Below are 19,346 nucleotides of genomic sequence, written 5' to 3'. Positions count from 1 at the left end.
CGCCAATGGGTAGGTCCTCGGTTGTTTTCGGCTGTGAGACCGTCGATTTGTTCGAAGCCGTCGTTCCGCTCCGCTTCGACCTCGCGGACCGGCTGTTCTATCCTCGCGTCACTCCAGACCTCACTCCGAGAGCAGATCCTCGACTGCCGAGCGCGTGGGGGCGCCGAGTAGTTCCTCGACGGTGGTGTCGTTCGTGTCGACGGCCCGCACCGCGGCCTTGACGGGGGGGACGCTGACGGGGCTGACGCTCAGTTCGTCGACGCCGAGGCCCGCGAGAAACGGCGTCAGTGCGGTATCCGCGGCCAGTTCGCCGCACACTTCGAGCCGACAGTCGCGGCCGCGGGCGCTCCGGGCGACGGTGGCGATCGCGCGCAGAACCGCGGGCTGGCGGCCGTCGTGCAGGTCGGCGACAGCCTCGCAGTCGCGACCGGCGGCCATCACGTACTGGGTCAGGTCGTTCGTGCCGATCCCGAGGAAGTCAGCCTCCGCGGCGAGTTCGTCGGCGAGTAGCGTTGCGGCGGGCGTCTCGACCATCGCTCCCACGTCGGGGTCCCCGTGGGCGACGCCGTCGGCGTCGAGGTCCGCAGCGACACCCCGCAGTCGCTCGCGGGCCGTCCGGAACTCGTCCACCGTCGACACCATCGGGAACATGACGCAGAGTCCATCGCAATCCGCGCTCGCTCGCAAGAGCGCTCGCAGTTGCGTCTCGAAGGCTCCCGCGTGGTCGGCGAGCGAACGGCGGATGCCGCGTCGACCGAGCGGACCGGCAGCCGACTCGCCACCATCGAGCGTCGGCGCTCCCCCGCCACCGAGACCCGGGACCGCCTTGTCGCCCCCGACGTCGAGCGTCCGGACGACGACTCGCGACGACGGGGCGGCGTCGAGCGTCGCTCGGTAGGTCTCGTACTGCTCCGCTTCCGTCGGGGGCGCGTCCCGGCCGGCGAAACAGAACTCCGTCCGGCAGAGCCCGATCCCGTCGGCACCGTGTTCGGTCGCTCTCGCGGCGGCGGCGGGCGTGCTCGCGTTGGCCGTGACGGCGACCGAGACGCCGTCGGCGGTCTCGACCGGTGCGTCGACGACCGCTCCGGCGTCGGCGGCCGCGTCGCTCCCGGCGCTCGCCACCTCCGCGTCGCTCGGAGCGACGACGAACCGACCGGTCGTCCCGTCGACGAGCGCCCGCGTCCCGCCGCCGAGGTCGTCAAGCGAGATATCGACGCCGACGACGGCCGGGATCTCCGTAGCTCGGGCGAGGATCGCGGCGTGTGACGTGGGCGACCCACGGGCCGACACGAGCCCGGCCACGTCGTCCGCGTCCAGCGCGCCGATGTCGCTCGGGCGGAGTTCGGAGGTGACGACCACGGCGCCGGACGGGACCGACGAGAGGTCCGATGCCGTATCGGTCAGGTCGGCGAGGAGGCGCTCGCGCAGGTCCCGGAGGTCGTCGCTCCGTTCGGCGACCCGGCCGTCGTTCGCCTCGAAGGCCGCGATCACCGCGTCGAACGCCTCGTCGACGGCCGCTTGCGCCGTCCGCCCCTCGTCGATGCCGTCGAAGACGGCCCCCTCCAGCGTGGGATCGGTCAGGAACGCCCGGTGGGTGCGGAACACGTCGGCCTCGGCGTCGCCGGTCGCGTCGGCCGTCCGCGATTCGAGGGCCTCCAGGTCCGCCAGAGCCGCATCGCGGGCGGCCTGGAAGCGCTCGCGCTCGGCGGCCGGGTCGTCGGCCTCGACGGCTTCGACGGCGATCCCCGCGTCCGGTCGGTACCGGTGAATCGGTCCCGCGCCGGCGAGTGGCGTGAGCCCTTCGCCCTCGAAGACGCGCCGTCCGGTCACGCGATCACACCTCCGCGAGCGACCGGAGCGGGCGCGTCACTGCGACGGGCGCCCGGGTGGTATCGCCGCTCGACCACGAGTGACTGCCTGTGAGCATCCGATACTGGGATACCGGGTCTCCGCCACATCACGCTTTCGCCGCTCCCGGTGGACCCGCGCCGACGCGAGGTTCTACGTCGAGGATTGTCGGACCGCTCCCGCCCGGACGACCTGACCGAGGTCGGGGCCGGACCGACCGGGCCTGCGCTGTTCAGGCCCCGGCCGGGCCAGGTCACGGCGACCGGGCGGACGGCTGTGCGGTGTCGAGGTCGGCCGGGCCGTGGAACAGCGCCTCGCCGGTGTCGGCGTCGAAGAGGTGGATGTCCGAGTCGTCGAAGGTCGTCCGCACCGTCGTCCCGTGGCTGGGTTCGACGGCGGAGTCGGTACGGACCCGGTACTCCTCGCCGCCGAGGTCGAGGTAGATGACGTTGTCCGAGCCGACGACTTCGACGACCTCCACGGTGGCGGTGACGCTCCGCTCGTCGGGCGCGTCGCCGTCGACCTCGACGTCCTCCGGGCGCACGCCGAGCGTGAGGCGGTCGCCGTCGGCGACGCGCTCGCGGACGGCGTCGCCGATCGCGTACTCGAACTCGTCGGCGACGAGGCGGTCGCCGTCGACTTCGACGTCGAAGAAGTTCATCGTCGGCGACCCGATGAAGTTGGCGACGAAGCGGTTGGCTGGCTCGTTGTACACCACCTTCGGCGGGGCGACCTGCTGGAGCGTCCCCTCGTTGAGGACGACGATGCGGTCAGCGAGCGTCATCGCCTCCTCCTGGTCGTGGGTGACGTAGATGGAGGTGATCCCCAGCTCCGCGTGGATGCGCGCGAGCTCCGTCCGCATGTGTTTGCGCAGCTTCGCGTCGAGGTTCGAGAGGGGTTCGTCGAAGAGGAAGACGGCGGGCTCGCGGACGATGGCGCGACCGGTCGCGACCCGCTGGCGCTGGCCTCCCGAGAGGTCGCCCGGCTTCTTGTCGAGCAAGTCCTCGATGCCCATCATCTCGGCGGCCTCCTCGACGCGCTTGTCGATCTCCTCGTCGGTGAGGTCCGTGCTGAGCTGCAGCCCGTAGCCGATGTTGCCGCGGACGCTCTTGTGCGGGTAGAGCGCGTAGCTCTGGAACACCATCGCGATGTCGCGGTTGCGCGGCGCGACGTCGTTGACGACCTCGTCGCCGATCCGGATGTCGCCGTCGGTGACGTCTTCCAGGCCGGCGACCATCCGCAGCGTCGTCGACTTGCCACAGCCCGAGGGTCCGACGATGACCGTGAACTCCCCGTCGGGGATCTCGATGTCCAGCCCCTCGACCGCGAGGATGTCCTGGTCGCCCTGGTACACCTTCGTCACGTCGTCGAACTCAACGCGGGCCACGGCGACCACCTCCGGCGACCGCTGGAACTACTGCGCGGGCGATGCCTCGACCGTCGGAACCGAGATGTCGTTCGATCATGGTCGTGTCTGCGTCGCTCGAAAGTGCCGCCTCGCCCTGTCCGTGCCTGTGGCGCGCGTCGGTCACATCGATCCCCCCAGACCTTCGCCGACGTAGCGCTGGGAGACCCCGTAGAACAGCACCGGCGGGAGCACCAGCAGGACGACGGCGGCCATCAGGATGTTCCACTCCCGGAGCGTGTCGCTGCCGAGGATGTAGTGGATCGCCACGGTCGCGGTCCGGACGCTCTGGTCGCTGGTGAGGATGAACACCCACAGGAAGTTGTTCCAGGCGTTCAGGAACGAGAACAGCGCGGTCGCCGCGATGGCGGGCATCGACAGGGGCAACACCACCCGGAAGAACGCGCCGACCCGCGTCGTGCCGTCGATGAGCGCCGCCTCCTCGATGTTCTCCGGGATGCCCTGCCGGAAGAAGCCCTGGAGCAGCCAGAGACACAGCGGCAGGATGAAGATGGCGAGCGCGATGACGACGCCGTGCATCGTGTTCAACAGCCCGAGGTTGAAGTACACCTCGTAGACCGGGATGGTGATCACGATCCACGGGAACATGATCGTGAACACCGCGGTGTAGAACAGCAGCTTCCGGCCCGGGAAGTCCAGCCGGGCGAACGCGTAGGCGCCCGGGATGGCGAACACCAGCGAGAGCGCGGTGCTCCCGAGGGAGACGATGATGCTGTTGCGGAAGTACAGCGGGAAGTTGTAGTTCTCGAAGACGGTGACGTAGTTCTGGATCGTGAACGCCTCCGCGAGGAACGGGACGAACGGCCCCTCCGGCCTGATCGCCGCGAAGCTCGTCAGCAGCGACGTGCGGAACACCCAGTAGTAGGGCAGTAACGCGACGAGGAGGAACGTCGCGATGCCGACGTACAGTGCGACTCGGTTGCGTCTCGTTTCGTTCAACATGGTCAGACGTAGAGCTGTTGCTCGCTCTGGATCGTTTTCAGGTACACCACGGCGGCGACGATCGAGATCGCGATCATCACCATCCCGATCGTGTACGCGCGGCCGAATTCGAAGTTGACGTAGGCGACCCGGTAGGTGAGAATCGACAGCAGCATCGTCGAGGTCCCCGGCCCGCCGCCCGTCAGCTGGTAGGGCTGGGCGAACTCCGCGAGGTTCCACGTCGTCCGGATCGCGAGGATGATCGCCGTCGGCGTCAGCAGGTGGGGCAGGGTCACGTCGCGGAATCGCCGGAGGCGTCCGGCGCCGTCGAGCGCGGCCGCCTCGTACTGGTCCGGCGGGATGGACTTCAGCGCCGCCGCGTAGATGATCCCCGCGTAGGCGTAGTCGTGCCAGGCCTGCGCGACGATCAGCGAGACGAACGGCCAGACCCCCTCCGCGAGGAAGGCGATCGGCTGGAGGCCGAACTGCCGGAACAGTCTGGCGACGAACCCGTAGTTCTGCCCGAGGAAGAACATCCAGATCACGCCGCTGGCCAGCGGCGCCGCGAAGTACGGCGAGAACACGACCGCCTGCAGCCAGTCGCCGACCCCCTTGCGCACCTCGTTCAACAGGAGCGCCGCGAGGAGGCCGAGGAACAACTGCAGCGCGAGCGCGCCGAACGCGAACACGAGCGTCCAGCCCAGCGAGTAGACGAACAGGTCGTTCGAGACCAGCCAGAAGTAGTTGTCGAGCCCGATGAAGGCGTTCGACCCGTCGATCGAGAAGTTCGTGAACGTCAGCCAGACGCCCCTGAGGATCGGGAAGTAGAACAGCAGCGCGAACATCACGAACGTCGGCGCGATGAACAGGTAGCCGATCCAGTGGTCGCGGATGCGGTCCGTCAGCGACTCCTCGCCGACGTACTGTGCGATCTTCGCCGTGTCGGTTGGTTGTGACATGGGTTGCTATGGTATCGTGGCCGCCGGTGGTCGCCGCGGCGCGTGCCGGCGCTCGCCCGCGGTCGACGGGGACGCCGCGAGGCCGGTCGAGCGAGTCACGTCAGTCCGCCGCGGCGCCGCAACGCCCGACTCGTGGACGGCCTGCTCGACTTCGCGCTCCGCATCTCTGAGCGTCGACCGCACTGACGCGACTCGCTCGGGAGGCGCGTCCTCGGCGGCCAACGCGAGGAACCGCGCCGCGTCACGACGGATCTGCGCCGCCTGCCGTCGCTGGGTCCGGATCCGTTCGGTGTCGTTGCCGAGCCACCGGATCTCGACGGCCTCCTCCGCCAGCATCTCGGTGAGGACGGCGGCCTTCCGAAGGCGCGCGTCGGTCCGGCCGGCGTCGGGCGCGAGCGCCGCTTGCAAGTCGATCGAGACCAGCACCGTCCGCTCGGCCGGGTTGTACGTCGACGGCGCGTACGCGCCGCCCGTCCCCGCGACGACCGTCGCGGTGAGGAGACAGCCCAGGCACAGCCAGAGCGCGATCCGGGGCGCTCCCCTGAGCGGGATCGGGCCGCGGAGGGGGTTCGTCTGCCGCGCGGTGAACTCGGTCGCGAGGACCGCGTCGAGGGCGTCGACGACCGCGTCGACCGTCGGGTCCTCGCCGCCGACGACGACCGTGCCGTCGGCCACGTGGACGAAGGTGCCGTGGAGGCCCGTCTGCCCGACAGCCAGCCCCTCTCCGTCCGCGAAGGAGTCGCGGCTCACGTCCAGCCCGTCGACCGACGCGAGGCGCGCCTCGATCCTGTCGAGCGTCGCTTCGCGCCCGGCGGGCGCCGGCGCGGCGACGACCGCGCGGCCGCCCTGTCGCCGTCGTCGCCACCGGAACAGGCGGCGGTTCAGGCGTGCGCTCGTCCACGGGAGCGAGGCGGCGAGGGCGGCCAGCGCGCCGGCGACGAGGAAGGCGCCCCCGGCCGGCCCGTAGCGCACTCTCGCCCAGAGCGTGACTGCCAGGAGCGTGACGCCGGTCGACAGCGCGGTCGCACGTGCCCAGTTCACAGCCGTCCCTCCCGCCGTGGGCGACGGCCGACCGCGCTCGGTCGGCTCACGCCTCGCTGTTCACACGCGCCCGAACGCGAGCGCGAGCGCTGGACGTGCTGTCCTCGCCGGTACCGTCGCGAGTTGCTGTCGGTCGTGAGTCCGTGGAGCATCGGTTGCTTCGAGCGTCGGGGCAGCGCGGTTCGCCGGTCGCGATCCCGACCGCGGGCGCGGTCGGTCGCCGGTTCGGAACCGGCGGCGTCCGGGTGTCGATGCGGCGTTCGGGCGGCGGGCGAGCCGTCGTCCGAGCGGCGGGCTCAGCTGCCGCTCATCGTCTTGTTGACGTTGTCGACGATGGTCGAGACCGCCTTGTCGGGGCCGAACTTGCCGGCGATGGCCTGGCTGATCGGCTCGTTGATGTCAGTCCACCGGATCTGGGAGGTCTCCTTCAGGTCCCAGGCGGCACCGGTGACGTTGTACTGGGGCCCGTACTCCTGGGCCGCGTTGAGCATCGCCGTGAGCGGCTGGGAGAGCTGGTCGCCGTACTCCGACTTGATCGTGTCACTGAGCGGCTCGTAGGTCGGCGCGGCCGGGTAGATCGTCGCGTACAGCTCCGCCAGGTGGTCGGCGCTCGTGTTCGTGTAGTTCAGCAGGTTCCACGCCTCCTGGGGGTTGTCGCTCCCGGAGAACACCTGCTTTTGCTGCTCGAGGCCCCAGGCGTGGGCGCCGTGCTGGCCCTCCTTGCCGGCTAGTTCGTCGATGCCGAACTCCTCGCCGTAGTTCGCGTCGAGCTTCGGGATCGGCCCCTGCCAGATGTCGCCGTCCCAGCCGAACGAGACGTCGCTCTTGACCGAGCGGTACTTCGGCGCGTTCCCGACCGCGTACGTGTACGACGCCGCCCGTTGGGTGAGCAGCAACTGGGGCATGTTCTCGTCGCCGCGGGAGGCGGACTTGCTGCTCGAGAACGTGTTCGCCATGTCGATCGTGTTCTTGATCATCCCGTCGGTGCGGTCGGTCTCGCCGACTTTCAGCGTCGCCTCGTCCCCGTTGCCGTCGAACCAGGGGTCGGTCCCGTCCGTGTAGGAGGTGCGGGCCTGCCCCCAGTAGGTCTCGAGGTCGCCCGGCGTCCCGGTCTCCTCGTAGGCCCACGCGTCAGGGAACTGCTCCTGGACCTTCTTGACCGCGCGGCGGAAGCCGGTCCACGTCTCCAGTTCCTCGGGCCCGGAGACGCCGGCTTCGCGGAACATGTTGGCGTTGATGCCGAGCATCGTGTAGGTGTGGCGGGGTGAGCCACCGGCCCACCAGTTACCGCGGTACTGCGCCGCGTCGATGTTCGACTGCGTCCAGTTGTCCGGGAGCCCGTCGGTGCCTTCGATGAACGTCCCGTGGTCGGCGAGCTTGTCGTTGAAGTAGAACTGCAGCGCGGTCGTACCGCCCTGCGCCATGTCCGGGGAGTTGCCCGCCTGGACGGCCGACGTGAGCTTGCTGCCCATGTCGCCGTAGGAGATGGGCTGTAAGTCGACCGTCACGTTGGTGTGTTTGTTCTGGTAGTTCTTCATCGACTCCTGGAACCACGAGCGCGTCTCCGAGCTCTCGGCCGCGTCACCCGACCAGAACGAGATCGTCACCGATTCCATGCTCCCGCTGTCGGTCTCGGTGTCGCCGCCTCCGCCGTCGCCGGAGTCCTCGGTGCTATCGCCGCCGTCGCCGCCGTCGCCGCTCGCACCGCCGTCACCACCGGTCGTCGAGTCGCCGTCACCGCCGTCTCCTGTACAGCCTGCCAGCGATCCCAGCGCACCGACTGCGCCGAGGGCGCCGGCCGATTTCACCACGTTTCGCCTCGTGATCCGGTCTCGTTCGCCGTTGTCTTCGTCCACCATGCCTCTCCGTCACATGCACAACCACCCACAATAAATGTTTCTGTGCGTTTTTGATTGTATGGTTTCGATTGGGGCCATCTCCGGGCCCGTAAGTGAACGGTATCTAGCTACGATCGTAGTAAACAGCCCCTAATCCAGATATCGTGGACCACTCACGAAATGGGAGTCACTGATCGAGTTCCAGAGAATGATTGTTCTTGTTCGTTCCGGGGCCAGATTTATGTCGCGGGGAGCGGATCGGGTCTGCATGGACGGATCGACACGAACGGCGAGCGAGCGGGACCGGGCGGCGTGGGCGCTCGGCGGAGCGGAAGCGCGCGCGTTCGTCGGACGCCCGACGTCGCGGCTCGCGGACCTCGTCGCCAGTTCGCTGGGGCCGCACGGACTGGAGACCCAGATCGAGACGGCGGACGCGCAGGACGAGCGCGAGGTCGTCAGGACCGCAGACGCCGGGACGATGCTCGATGCCATCGAGCGGGGTGGCGGCCTCTCACACCCCGTCGCGGCGCTGTTCGTCGACGCCGTGGACGCGATGGAGCGCGCGCACGGTGACGGGACGACCAGGGCGACGCTCCTGACCGCGGCGCTCGTCGAGCGCGGGCTCGGCCTCGTCGAGCGAGGGCTCGCCCCGACGACCGTCGCGAGGGGCTACGCGTTCGCGACGAGCCGAATCGGCGAGACGTACGACGCGCTCGCCGAGCCGTGTGACCCGGACGACGACGCGCGACTCGCGGCGGTCGCGCGGACGGCGGCGACGCGCCTGGACTCGCTGCCCGACGACGACGTGTCCGCCGTCGCCGGGGCGGTCTCGCGGCTGGCGGCGGACGACGCCCTCGACACCGAGTACGCCACGGTGATCGCCGCCCGGGACGCGCCCGCCGGCATCTACCGGGGCGTCGTCGCCCGCCGGTTCGCCACGGGGACGCAGGCCGCCGAGCACGTCCCCACCGAGTTCGACCCCCGACCGGGGATCACCGACCCGATCGAGGACGCGACCGTCGCGATCGTCGACGACGAACTGGAGTTCGGGGAGTCCGTGGCCGGGGGCGGTGACGCTGTTTCGGTCGACGGGGCGGCGGGCGCGCGGCGATACGCGGAGGAGCGCGCGGCCGCGCGAGCGGACTTCGCGGACAGACTGTTCGAACTCGGCGTCGACGTGCTGGTCTCCCGTCCCGAGGTCGAGGCCGACCTCGCGGCGACCCTCGAGAGCCGCGGCGTCGCTGTCGTCGACGAAGTCGAGACGCCGGTCGAGGACGTCTACCGTATCGCGAGGGCGACCGGCGCCGACGTGGTCTCCCATCCCGACGACGTGACGGCCGGCGCGCTCGGCACCGCGGGGAGCGTGGTCGAGCGGCGCGTCGGCGACGAGTGCTGGGCGGTCTTCGACGACTGCGACGGCCCCTGCGTCTCGCTGGTCGCGACCGCCGATACGGAAGCCGGGTGCGACCGCGCCGAGGCCGCGCTCGAGACCGCCGTCGAAGCGGCGGCGACCGCCGTCCGTGACGATCAGGTGCTGCCCGGCGCCGGCGCGGCCGAGATGGCCGCTGCGGCCTCGCTCCGGGAGTACGCGCCGGGGATCGCCGACCGCGAACAGCTGGCCGTCGAGGCGTTCGCCGACGCGCTCGAACGCGTGCCCGAGCAACTCGTCCGCAACGCCGGGGGCGACCCGAACGCGGTGCTCCCGGCGCTCCGCGCGGCCCACGACACCGGCGAACCGGCCGCAGTCGGCGTCGCCGCGGACGGGAACGGAACGCGCGACGCCGTCGCGGCGGGCATCCTCGATCCGCGCCGCGTCCCGTCCGAGGCGGTCGAGACCGCCCGCTCGCTCGCGACGCAACTGCTCACCGTCGACGAAGTGCTCCACCCGGGCGTCGACCTCGCCGCCGTCCGCCCGGAGACGGAATCCTGAGTCCGCTCGCGGGTCGGCTTTCGATCCCCGGGGCCACAGAACAGATCGCCCGCCAGCCGCAGCTACGCCTCGCCGTCCGTCTCGACCGGGCCGGTCTCGGGCAGGTCCGACGCCGGGAGCCGCTCGTCGATGCGCACCGCCTGGGTCGCGAGATCGGTCGCTGCCCCCCAGACGCCGGCAACCTGCGACGGCGGCTCGAGGACAGCTTCCTCGCCGAAGCAGTCCCGTATCTCGCCGGTCCGGGCGTCGACGCCGGTCGTCGCCTGCCCGGTCGCGTGTGCGCTCGCGAGTTCGGCGAGCGCGCTCGCGGGGTCGGCGCCCGCGTTCGCGGCCAGCGTCCGCGGGACCGCGAGTAGCGCGTCGGCGTACGCCTCGACCGCCAGTCGGCGCCGGTGGTCGATGGCCCGGGCGTGCCCGCGGATCTCGCGCGCGGCGTGCATCGCCGTGGCGCCGCCGCCGGGGACGATCGTTCCCCCGCGAGCGGCCGCGTCGACCGCCGCGATGGCGCTCTCGACTGACGCCTCGAACGTCTCGACCGCTCGCGGGTCTGGAGCGCGGCAGAACAGCGTCGCCACGGCGTCGTCGGCGTCGCCCTCGACCACCGCGTAGTCCCGCCCGGCTTTCCGGACCACCCTGGCCGTCCCCCGACCCATCGCCTCGGCGGTGACGTGGTCGACGTCGGGGACGACCGTGGCGCCGGTCGCCCTGGCGAGTCGCTCCATGTCCGCCGCGTCGACCCGGTCGACGGCGAGGACCCCGTGTGCCCCCAGTATCGATTCGACCCGGTCGTTGACGGCGCGCTCGGTCGCGAGGAAGCCGCAGTCGGCCGCGACGAGGTCCGCGAGCGCCGTCCGGAACTGCTCGCGCTCGCGCTCGCCCACCGCCGCGCGGCCGTCGAACCCGTCGACGTCGAGGGAGACGTCGCGGTCGACCGACGGCACGTCGACCGTCTCCGAACAGAGGACGACGCCGTCGCGCTCCGGCCGCCGGGGCATCGACCGGTCGACGGGCCGCCTGTCGAGGACGACGCCGTCGACGATGTCGGTCGACCCCGGCGTCCCGCCGAGTCGCGAGACCACGTCGACGCCGTCGAGTCCGTCGTCGGCCGCCTCGGCCAGCCGCGCGACGCCGTCTGCGACCGTCGCCCGTGCGGTGGGGTCCCGGACCCCCGTCAGCGCCGTTCGAGCGACCGCGTCGAAGCCGACGGTCCCGGACGGTCGGCGCAGGTCTGCGACCGCCTCGACGGCGACCGCGGCGGCCTCGCGGAACCCCTCGACGACGGTCGAGCGGGCGAGGCCCAGCTCTCGGAGTTCGTCGGCCGCCCACAGGAGCTCGCCGGTGAGCAAGAGCGTCGTCGTCGCGCCGTCCCCGTGTTCTCGGACCACGTCCTCGGCCGCCGTTTCGAGCAGGCTCGCCTCGGGTCCGTCGAAGGCCAGCAGATCGACCACCCGTCGGCCAGACGGCGTCGTCGAAACGGACCCGTCCGGCGTCACGACGAGCTTGGCTGCCCCGCACGGACCGAGCGTCGACCTGACCGAGTCGCAGATCCGACGCACCTCGTCCCCGACCGTCGGCGTCGCCTCCCCGTCCCCGGGGCGTCGCGTCGTGTCCATGCCACACTGTCCCGCGGCCAGCCGCTTGTAGTTTACCCTCGAACAGTCACATTCAGTCAACTACAAACACGAACGATCGGGTTCTAGCGTTCGTCGCCGTTATACACCGGTACGAACCCGGGATCGTGAACGGTCCTGTCTGTTCTCCCACAACCGGCGGTCACGTTAAGTGTTCGCGCGCGGAACGCTCGGGTGATGGCAGGCCAGCGCGAATCGCGGCGCGCGTTCCTGGCGGCCGCGGCCGGGGCGAGCGCGAGTCTGGCGGGGTGTGCCCGGGGAGCGCTGGCGCGGCGGTCGGCCACCGCGAGTTCGCGGGACCTCGCCGACCGGATCGTCTTCTACAACGCGGGCGACCTGCAGTTCGACCCCGGCACGCGGCGAAACATCGAGCGGTTCGAGGCCGAGACGGGGATCACCGTCGAGGTGCCCGAGGTGCCGTGGCCGGACCTCAAGACCACGCTGACGACGGTCTGGAACAACCGGTCGTCCCGGATCGACGTCTGGAACGGCCCGACGTGGTGGCTGGCCGACTTCGTCCAGTCGGGGTGGCTCGAACCGCTCGACCTCCCGGCGTCGCACATGGAGAAGTTCCCGCAGAACCTCCGGGACCTCGTCACGTTCGACGGGCGGGTGTACATGGCGCCCCAGCTCGGCAAGTGGGGGACCTTCCTCTACGACAGCGACTACCTCGACCGCCTCGGCTACGACCACCCGCCGCGGACGTGGACCGAACTCCTCGAGACGGGCGAGATGCTCACCGGCGACGAGCGCGCCGGATTCGCCGTTCCGTGGGCCAACAAGGACGTGTTCACGTTCAAGCAGTTCCTCTACCAGGCGGGCGGCCAGCTGTTCGACGGGAACGAGCCCGTCTTCGTCGAGGAGGGGTCGGTCGCGCTGGAGTTCCTCCGGCGACTCGGCGACCGCGGCGTCCTGCCGGCCGACGCGATGGAGCTGGGCCAGCCGGGCGTCCGGCGCGCGTTCATCGACGGGCGGCTCGCGACCGTCGAGTCGTGGACGCCGCTGGGGGCCCGTACGCTCGACGCCGACGGGTGGGACGCCGACCGCCTCGGCACCGCGAAACCACCGGCGGGGCCGGCGTCGCGGGCCACGTTCCAGGACACCAACGGGATCGGCGTGTCGGCGTTCTCCCAGCGCAAGCGCGCGGCCAAGCTGTTCGCCGAGTTCATGACGACGACCGAGTCGGCAAAGCGAGACATGCTGGTCGAAGGGAACCCGTCGGTCGTCCCCGCCGTCTACGACGACCCGGAGGTACGCGACCAGTATCCGAACGGGCTCCTCGAAGACATGCGGTACAACCTCGAACACGCGAAAAGCGAGACCTATCTCGCCCAGTCCCGCGTCGACGCCTACCTCTCAGAACAGATCACGCCCGCGATGCGCGGCCGGAAGGGCCCGGAGACCGCGCTGGAAGACGCCGCTGCGAACATCAGACAGCTCTACAGTAGCATGGGGCTGCTGTGACGGGCACGCCGGTGAGCGAACGTGCACGGAATTCGACGCCAAGTACAGCAGAACGAAAAGGAAAAGGAGATTGCCCGTTTTCGTACGCACGTACGGCAGCACCCCAAGCATGCTCCCCGCCGAACGCAAGCGCAAGATCGTCGATACAGTCACCGAGGAGGACGGCCGCTCCGTCAGCGAACTCGCCGACCTGCTCGACGTGTCGAAAGCGACGATCCGGCGCGATCTGAACGAACTCGAGGAAGAAGGGCTCATCGAACGCTCCCACGGCGGGGCACTTCCGGTTCGGACGGTCGCGAGCGAACCGTCCTACAGCCAGCGGAACGTCCAGAACCTCGAAGCCAAGCGGGCGATCGGCGCCAGAGCGGCCAAGGAGATCCACGACGGGGAGGTCGTGTTCTTCGACTCCGGGACGACGACGATCGAGGTCGCCCGGAGCGCACCGGACGACGTGCGGTTCATCACGGCGACCAACTCCCCGGGGCTGGCGCTCGAACTGGCCGAAGACGACCGAGAGGTGAAGCTCACGGGCGGGACCCTTAGACCGCAGACGCGGGCGCTCGTCGGGCCGACGGGTGAGACGTTCATGCAGCGGACGAACTTCGACCAGGTGTTCATCGGGACGAACGCCGTCGACGTCGACGCGGGCCTCACGACGCCCAACGAGGACGAGGCGCGCATGAAACAGCTCATGTGCGAGCGCGCCCAGCGAGTGGTCCTCGTGGCCGACGCGGCGAAGTTCGGGCGGCGGAGCTTCGTCCAGTTCGCCCCGCTCGAGGACGTCGATCTCGTGATCACCGACGCTGCGCTCGACGACCGGTTCCGCGAGACCTTCGAGTCCCTCGGCGTGGACGTCGTCGAGGAGGTCGGGGTCGCGGAATGATACTGACGGTCACGCTCAACCCAGCCGTCGACCACACCATCGAGGTCGCGGGCTCGCTGCGGACCTGCGAGGTGACGCGCACCGAGCGGTCGCACTTCGACGCCGGCGGGAAGGGGATCAACGTCTCGAAGTTCCTCGCCGCGCTCGACGTCGAGACGGTCGCGACCGGCCTCGTCGGCGGCTTCACCGGCGAGTACGTCTGCGACGAACTGACGCGGGCGGGCGTCGAACACGACTTCGTCGAGACCGACCAGCCGACGCGGCTCAACACGACGCTGCTGACCGACGACGGCGAGTACAAGCTCAACCAGTCCGGCACCGACGTCGGTTCCCGGGAGATCGAGGCCGTCGTTTCGGTCGTCGCCGCCCGCGATCCGGACACCGTGGTCGTGGCCGGGAGTCTCCCGCCGGGGCTGGGCGCGTCGGCCATCGACGCCATCGCGCGGGCGGGCGACTGGCAGACGGTCGTCGACGTGACCGGGTCGGTGCTCGGCGACCTCTCGGCGGAGTACTCGTTTTGCACGCCGAACCGGCACGAACTCGCGGCCGCGACCGGGTGCGCCACCGAGTCGACCGAGGAGTGTCGGACGGCCGCTCGGCGGTTGCTCGACGACGGGTTCGACCACGTCGTCGTCACGATGGGCGAGACGGGCGCGATGCTCGTCGGCCCCGACGACGCCGTCCACATCGACCCGGCAGACGTCTCGGTCGTCGACACGGCGGGCGCGGGCGACGCGCTCCTGGCGGGACTGCTCGCCGCCGACGACGGCGGGGCCGACCTCGAGACGGCGCTCGAAACCGGCGTCTCGACCGCCGAAGCGGTCATCGGGATCCCGGGAACGGGGAACGCGACCCGGCTCGACTACGACGGGCGTTAGAAACGAACAGAAACGGACAGATTCGGAAAGCATTTTGTACGCCTCCGCCTAACTATGCTAACTAGTGGCATGAGGAAGAATGCCGTAGAGGCGGACTCGATCCACCGGGTCAGAGCCGACCTGATGACGGGGGTGACGTACATGATCCCGTTCGTCACGATCGGCGGCGTCTTCTTAGCCGTCGGCTACACGCTGGGCGACTCCACCTCCGTCGGGGGGGACGTGGGGACGATCCCCTGGTATCTGGTCACGGTCGGTTCGATAGCGCTGAGCGCGATGGTCCCGATACTCGGTGGGTTCGTCGCCTACGGCATCGCCGACCGGCCCGGCTTGGCCCCGGGGTTCATGCTGACGGCATTGATCCAGGACCCCAGGCTCGTCCAGGCGCTCGGAGCGGTCCTGGGTGTGGACACCGGTGACGCCCACGCCGGGTACATCGGGGCGCTCATCGTCGGCCTCCTGGCGGGCGTCGCGACGGAGTGGGCCAAAGATCGGGAGCCGCCTGCCCTGCTCGAACCGCTCGTCCCGGTCCTGATCCTCCCGGTGAGCGTCACGGCGGCGCTCGCGCCCGTCGTACTCGCGCTGAGCGTCCCGATAGCGCTGGCGAGTTCGATCTTCGAGGCGTTCCTGCGCAACGCGGACCCCGCGGCGCTCGTCGCCGTCGGCACGGTGCTCGGCGGGATGATGGCCGTCGACATGGGCGGGCCCGTCAACAAGGTGGCGTACGTCTTCGCTATCGGACGGCTCCCCGAACTCGTCTTCGAGCCGATGGCGGCCGTGATGCTCGGCGGGATGGTGCCGCCGCTCGGACTCGCGGCCGCGTACGCGCTCGTCCCGCACCGCTTCGCCGTCGACCGCAGCGACGCGCGGGCGGCGGTCCTCTCCTCGATGGCGTTCGTCACCGAAGGCGCCGTCCCGTTCACCGCCCGGAACAGTCGGCTCCGTCCGCCGTGCGTCCTCGGGAGCGCCATCGCCGGCGGTGCGGCCATGGGCCTCGGAATCACGATGCCGGCCCCCCACGGGGGGCTCCTCGTCGTCCCGCTCGCGAACGATCCCGCCCTGTTCGTCGGGTGCCTCCTGTTCGGAACAGTCGCGACGACGCTCACGGCCGCCGGCGTCGTGCTCGTCGGGACCGGCCGGACAGTTGACCGAAACGCGGTCTCGGAGACCGAGTGATACGCCATGCAATCGAACGTGATCCAGTCGTCGTTCGTCTCGCTGACGCCCGCAGTCGACGGGCGGTGGGACTGTATCGAGCACCTGGTCGATCTCGTCGCCGACGCGGGCCGCGTGACCGACCGAGAGCGCGCGATCACGGCGCTCCGCGATCGAGCGGCGGAATCTCCCTTCGGCGTCGGACTGGGGGTCGCCGTCCCGCACGCGCGAACGGCGGCCGTCCGCGAGCCGACGGTCGCCGTCGCCAGTCTCGCGAACGGACTGGACTTCGGGGGCCCGGACGGGACGCCGGCACGGCTGGTCGTCCTCCTGCTCGCCCCCGACGGCGCCGACGAGGCGCACCTCTCGCTCCTGTCGGCCGTCTCGCGGGGTCTCGTCGACGAGGACGTCCGCGACCGGCTCCTGACCGCCGACGACGAGTCGGCGGTCGTCGACGCCGTACAGACGGTGATCGACGCGTGACCGTCCGCCGTCGCGTCACCGTCGGTCACGACCCGGGCCTGCACGCCCGCCCAGCGCGTGAGGTCGTCGACCTCGCGTCGTCGTTCGAGGCGACCGTCGCTGTCCGGCCAACCGCCAGCGACGAGTCGGCCGCGCTCGAGAGCGTCCTCTCGCTGACGGCGCTGGGACTGCAGGCGGGCGAAGACGTCGTCGTCGCCGCAGACGGCGAGGAGGCTCGCGCGGCGGTCGAGGCCGTCGGCGACGCGATCGCCGAGGGAGCGGAGTGATGCGGTTCGTCGTCATCACCGCCTGTCCGACCGGCGTCGCCCACAGCCAGATGGCCGCCGAAGCGCTCGAACGCGTCGCGACCGACCGCGGCCACGAGATCGAGGTCGAGGTACAGAGCGCCATGGGCAGCGAGAACGAACTGTCCGACGGCGACATCGAGGCGGCGGACGCGGCGATCGTCGCCGCCGACGTGAACGTCCGGACCGAGCGGTTCGCGGGGCTCCCCCTCGTGGAAGTGCCCGTCTCGACCGGCGTCAACGACCCCGGCTCCGTCCTCGACCGCGCCGAGGCCGCGGCGACCGACGGCGACGGGCCCGAACGCGAGTCGACCGGGGATCCGGATCCCGACCCCGGCGCCGGCGCCGGTACGGGAGCAGACAGCCTCGTCCAGCGGATCCTCGACCGTTTCTGACCGCCGGCCGCGTCGATTCGCCCGTTCGGCCCGTCTCCGACCTGCCGGCCCCGGCGATGGCCGTCGGTAGGGTCTGTCCCTCCGGCGAGGCGGCGGTCGCCGTTCCGGTCGCGGTGTGCGGACGAGCGCCGAACGCCGGCGGCGGACGACGCCGGCGACGCTCCGAGAGACTTTTAGCCGCCACCGCCGTTCGTTCGGGTAGCCGTGGCCATCACGGACAAGATCTACGTCAAGAACCACCAGCAGATCGCCTCGCAGCTAGAGACGTCGTTCCCCAAGGGCGCGTTCAAGGGAGCGACGATGGACATGCTGTTCCAGGCGGAGAACCTCGCGAAGCTCGACGACGCGACCCAGGACCGCGTCCTCGACTTCGCGACGGACTTCATGGACTGCAGCTGCGAGGCCAACCCCCACTGTGGCCACCCCGAGGAGAAGTTCGTCAGCTACCTCCTCGAACTGCGCGCCCAGGGCCTGGGCCCGGACGCCATCGTCGACGTGATGGGCGACGACTACATGCTCTACGCCTATCCGGGCGACGTGCTCTCCTTCCTCGACGGCGCCGTCCGCACGCTCGAAGCGGTCGAGACGCTGGCCGACGTCGACGGCCGGGACGGCGCCGCGAGCGAGGCTCGACGGAAGCGCGAAGAACTCCTGTAATCCGGCGAATCGGCGGCTACCGACCGTCTTCAGACGCCGAGCGCGGCGACCAGTTCGTCGAACGTCTCGATCGTGAGGTCGGGTTCGGGGCCGAACGTCTCCGGCGGGTCGCCTTTGCGGTCAACGCGGACGCCCTGCATCCCGGCGTGCTGGGCGCCCATCACGTCGAACCACAGCGCGGTGACGTGTGCGAGTTCGGCCACCGGCGTGCCAGTCCGCTCGGCCGCGTGGCGGTAGAGTTCGGCGTGGGGTTTGAACAGTTCCACCTCGTCGGCGCTGATCGTGTCGGCGACCAGGCCCTCGATATCGGCGTGGGCGACCAGCGAGTCGAGCATCTCGGGATTTCCGTTCGAGAGGACGTAGCAGTCGTAGCCGGCCTCTCGGAGGCGCTCCAGCCCGTCGCGCACGTCGTCGAAGACGTCGAGTTCGTGGTAGACGGCGAGGATCTCGTCGCGTTCGTCGGCCGAGATGTCTGCACCCGTCGCGTCGAGCGCGTACTGGAGCGCGTCCCGGTTCATCTCGTAGAACGGCTGGTAAGCGCCGACGTGGTTGGCGACCATCGTGTACTCCAGCGAGCGCGAGCGCCACAGTTTCGAGACCGGCTCGGGGTCCGCGACTCGCTCGGCGAGCGCCCGTTCGGCCGCGTCGACGTCGACGAGCGTGCTGTACGAGTCGAACGTGAGCGTCGACACCCGCTCCGGGTCGAACGACATGTGTTAGCGACTATCGCAGGCACGACACAAAACGGCTCGCTCCGCGGGGTCGAGTGGACTACTCGTTTGGGAGAGAACGAAAGAGAAGAACGGAGAGGGAGAGACGCTGTCGCGGGGATCAGACGGACTCTTCGAAGTTGCCCAGGCGGTAGGACGCTTCCTCGTCGTCCTCGCCGCCGTCGAGGTCTTCGAGTTGCACGACGTCTTCCTGGTCGTGTTCGTCGAGTTGCTGGCGGAGCTTCGTCACGTATCGCTTGTGCTCTTCGAGCTGTTCGCGGAGGTGCTCGGCTTCGAGTTCGAGGCGCTCGTGCTCGCGGACGAAGCTCTTGGGCACCTCGACCTTCGGCGGGAAGCTCTCGGTGTCGCTCGTGCTCGCACTCGATTCGTTCAGCTGGTGTTCCGGCACCACCTCCACCTGCCCGTCGTGCGCGACGAGCATGTCGACGTAGTCCCGGAAGACCGCCGACAGCGACAGGTCTCGCTCGTCGGCGATTTCGCGGAGCGTCTCGAACTTGTCCTCGCTCACGCGAAAGGAGATCGTCTTGTTCTTACTCATTGTCCACCACTCGAAGCGCATCCCACTTAATCATTTGTCAGACGCTGGCTCGGGCGATCGCTGACGCGAAATAAATAGATAGAGGGCCTGAATCTTCCGTTTAGCCACCCCTTCGGAAATCAAATTTGATAATAGGGTGGCGAAGACCAGTCGGTTCAGTCCCCCGTCGGGGGATCGAGACGAGTTCCTGTTATTTCGAACGAAAAAGTCGTCGCGGAACGCCGTCCGAGTGGACGGCCGGCGTTCGACCGGTCGGAGCGAGCCGGGAGCCGCCGGAGTACGTG

At 69.9% G+C, this 19,346-nt stretch carries 18 protein-coding genes; 9 read left to right on the top strand and 9 right to left on the bottom strand.

The genetic code is table 11. The features are described from left to right. Positions 1-120: 120 nt before the first annotated feature. From ptsP to PSC72_RS16745, 6 genes are all read right to left on the bottom strand, one after another. Positions 121-1,830, bottom strand: a complete 1,710-nt coding sequence (gene ptsP, locus PSC72_RS16770; RefSeq protein WP_274322569.1) for a phosphoenolpyruvate--protein phosphotransferase — start codon at positions 1,828-1,830, stop codon at positions 121-123. A gap of 271 nt (positions 1,831-2,101) precedes the next feature. Beyond that, a complete protein-coding gene (locus PSC72_RS16765) occupies positions 2,102-3,235 on the bottom strand; it encodes an ABC transporter ATP-binding protein (RefSeq protein ID WP_274322568.1) in 1,134 nt (377 codons plus the stop codon). A 141-nt stretch (positions 3,236-3,376) separates the two neighbouring features. Further along, complete coding sequence (locus tag PSC72_RS16760) at positions 3,377-4,216, bottom strand: carbohydrate ABC transporter permease (RefSeq protein ID WP_274322567.1); 840 nt, start codon at positions 4,214-4,216, stop codon at positions 3,377-3,379. Between the two features lie 2 nt (positions 4,217-4,218). Beyond that, a complete protein-coding gene (locus PSC72_RS16755) occupies positions 4,219-5,154 on the bottom strand; it encodes a carbohydrate ABC transporter permease (RefSeq protein ID WP_274322566.1) in 936 nt (311 codons plus the stop codon). Between the two features lie 6 nt (positions 5,155-5,160). Continuing rightward, positions 5,161-6,195 (bottom strand): hypothetical protein, encoded by a 1,035-nt coding sequence (locus PSC72_RS16750; RefSeq protein ID WP_274322565.1) that lies wholly within the window; start codon positions 6,193-6,195, stop codon positions 5,161-5,163. A 296-nt stretch (positions 6,196-6,491) separates the two neighbouring features. Beyond that, complete coding sequence (locus PSC72_RS16745) at positions 6,492-8,054, bottom strand: substrate-binding domain-containing protein (protein WP_274322564.1); 1,563 nt, start codon at positions 8,052-8,054, stop codon at positions 6,492-6,494. 247 nt (positions 8,055-8,301) lie between these two features. On the opposite strand from PSC72_RS16745, the gene PSC72_RS16740 reads away from it, so the two are divergent. After that, a complete protein-coding gene (locus PSC72_RS16740) occupies positions 8,302-9,963 on the top strand; it encodes a TCP-1/cpn60 chaperonin family protein (RefSeq protein ID WP_274322563.1) in 1,662 nt (553 codons plus the stop codon). A gap of 62 nt (positions 9,964-10,025) precedes the next feature. Here PSC72_RS16740 and PSC72_RS16735 read toward each other — a convergent pair whose 3' ends face one another. Beyond that, entirely contained in the window at positions 10,026-11,576 is a 1,551-nt protein-coding gene (locus tag PSC72_RS16735) for a TCP-1/cpn60 chaperonin family protein (RefSeq protein ID WP_274322562.1), read from the bottom strand. Positions 11,577-11,771: 195 nt separating this feature from the next. Between PSC72_RS16735 and PSC72_RS16730 the strand changes: the two genes are divergently transcribed. The 8 genes from PSC72_RS16730 to PSC72_RS16695 all read left to right on the top strand — a co-directional run bounded on the left by PSC72_RS16730 (position 11,772) and on the right by PSC72_RS16695 (position 17,793). Further along, a complete protein-coding gene (locus PSC72_RS16730) occupies positions 11,772-13,058 on the top strand; it encodes an extracellular solute-binding protein (protein WP_274322561.1) in 1,287 nt (428 codons plus the stop codon). A 109-nt stretch (positions 13,059-13,167) separates the two neighbouring features. Continuing rightward, positions 13,168-13,941 carry an HTH-type transcriptional regulator GlpR gene (glpR, locus tag PSC72_RS16725; RefSeq protein ID WP_274322560.1) on the top strand — a complete coding sequence of 258 codons (774 nt, stop codon included), beginning with the start codon at positions 13,168-13,170 and terminating at the stop codon, positions 13,939-13,941. Beyond that, positions 13,938-14,819, top strand: coding sequence for a hexose kinase (locus PSC72_RS16720; RefSeq protein WP_274322559.1), 882 nt, complete (start codon positions 13,938-13,940; stop codon positions 14,817-14,819). Before glpR ends, PSC72_RS16720 begins: the two co-directional genes overlap by 4 nt. A 69-nt stretch (positions 14,820-14,888) precedes the next feature. Then, positions 14,889-15,995, top strand: coding sequence for a PTS fructose transporter subunit IIC (locus PSC72_RS16715; protein ID WP_274322558.1), 1,107 nt, complete (start codon positions 14,889-14,891; stop codon positions 15,993-15,995). Between the two features lie 6 nt (positions 15,996-16,001). Beyond that, the gene (locus PSC72_RS16710) at positions 16,002-16,457 is read left to right on the top strand and encodes a PTS sugar transporter subunit IIA (protein WP_274322557.1); all 456 of its coding nucleotides are present in this window, start codon (positions 16,002-16,004) and stop codon (positions 16,455-16,457) included. Next, positions 16,454-16,723: an HPr family phosphocarrier protein gene (locus PSC72_RS16705; RefSeq protein ID WP_274322556.1), complete on the top strand. Its 270-nt coding sequence runs from the start codon at positions 16,454-16,456 to the stop codon at positions 16,721-16,723. Before PSC72_RS16710 ends, PSC72_RS16705 begins: the two co-directional genes overlap by 4 nt. Beyond that, positions 16,723-17,136, top strand: coding sequence for a PTS fructose transporter subunit IIB (locus PSC72_RS16700; protein WP_274322555.1), 414 nt, complete (start codon positions 16,723-16,725; stop codon positions 17,134-17,136). Before PSC72_RS16705 ends, PSC72_RS16700 begins: the two co-directional genes overlap by 1 nt. Before the next feature lie 204 nt (positions 17,137-17,340). Beyond that, positions 17,341-17,793, top strand: a complete 453-nt coding sequence (locus PSC72_RS16695; RefSeq protein ID WP_274322554.1) for a DUF5814 domain-containing protein — start codon at positions 17,341-17,343, stop codon at positions 17,791-17,793. A 29-nt stretch (positions 17,794-17,822) separates the two neighbouring features. On the opposite strand, the gene PSC72_RS16690 is transcribed toward PSC72_RS16695, so the two are convergent. Then, positions 17,823-18,506, bottom strand: coding sequence for a haloacid dehalogenase type II (locus PSC72_RS16690; RefSeq protein WP_274322553.1), 684 nt, complete (start codon positions 18,504-18,506; stop codon positions 17,823-17,825). 118 nt (positions 18,507-18,624) lie between these two features. Then, positions 18,625-19,062 carry a CopG family transcriptional regulator gene (locus PSC72_RS16685; protein ID WP_274322552.1) on the bottom strand — a complete coding sequence of 146 codons (438 nt, stop codon included), beginning with the start codon at positions 19,060-19,062 and terminating at the stop codon, positions 18,625-18,627. Positions 19,063-19,346: the final 284 nt, after the last annotated feature.

The sequence above is a fragment of the Halosimplex aquaticum genome (genome assembly GCF_028747785.1).
In the GTDB taxonomy this organism is placed as follows: Archaea; Halobacteriota; Halobacteria; order Halobacteriales; family Haloarculaceae; genus Halosimplex; species Halosimplex aquaticum.
The sequence above is the reverse complement of the archived record's forward strand: the minus strand, read 5'-3'. Positions and strand labels throughout refer to the sequence as shown.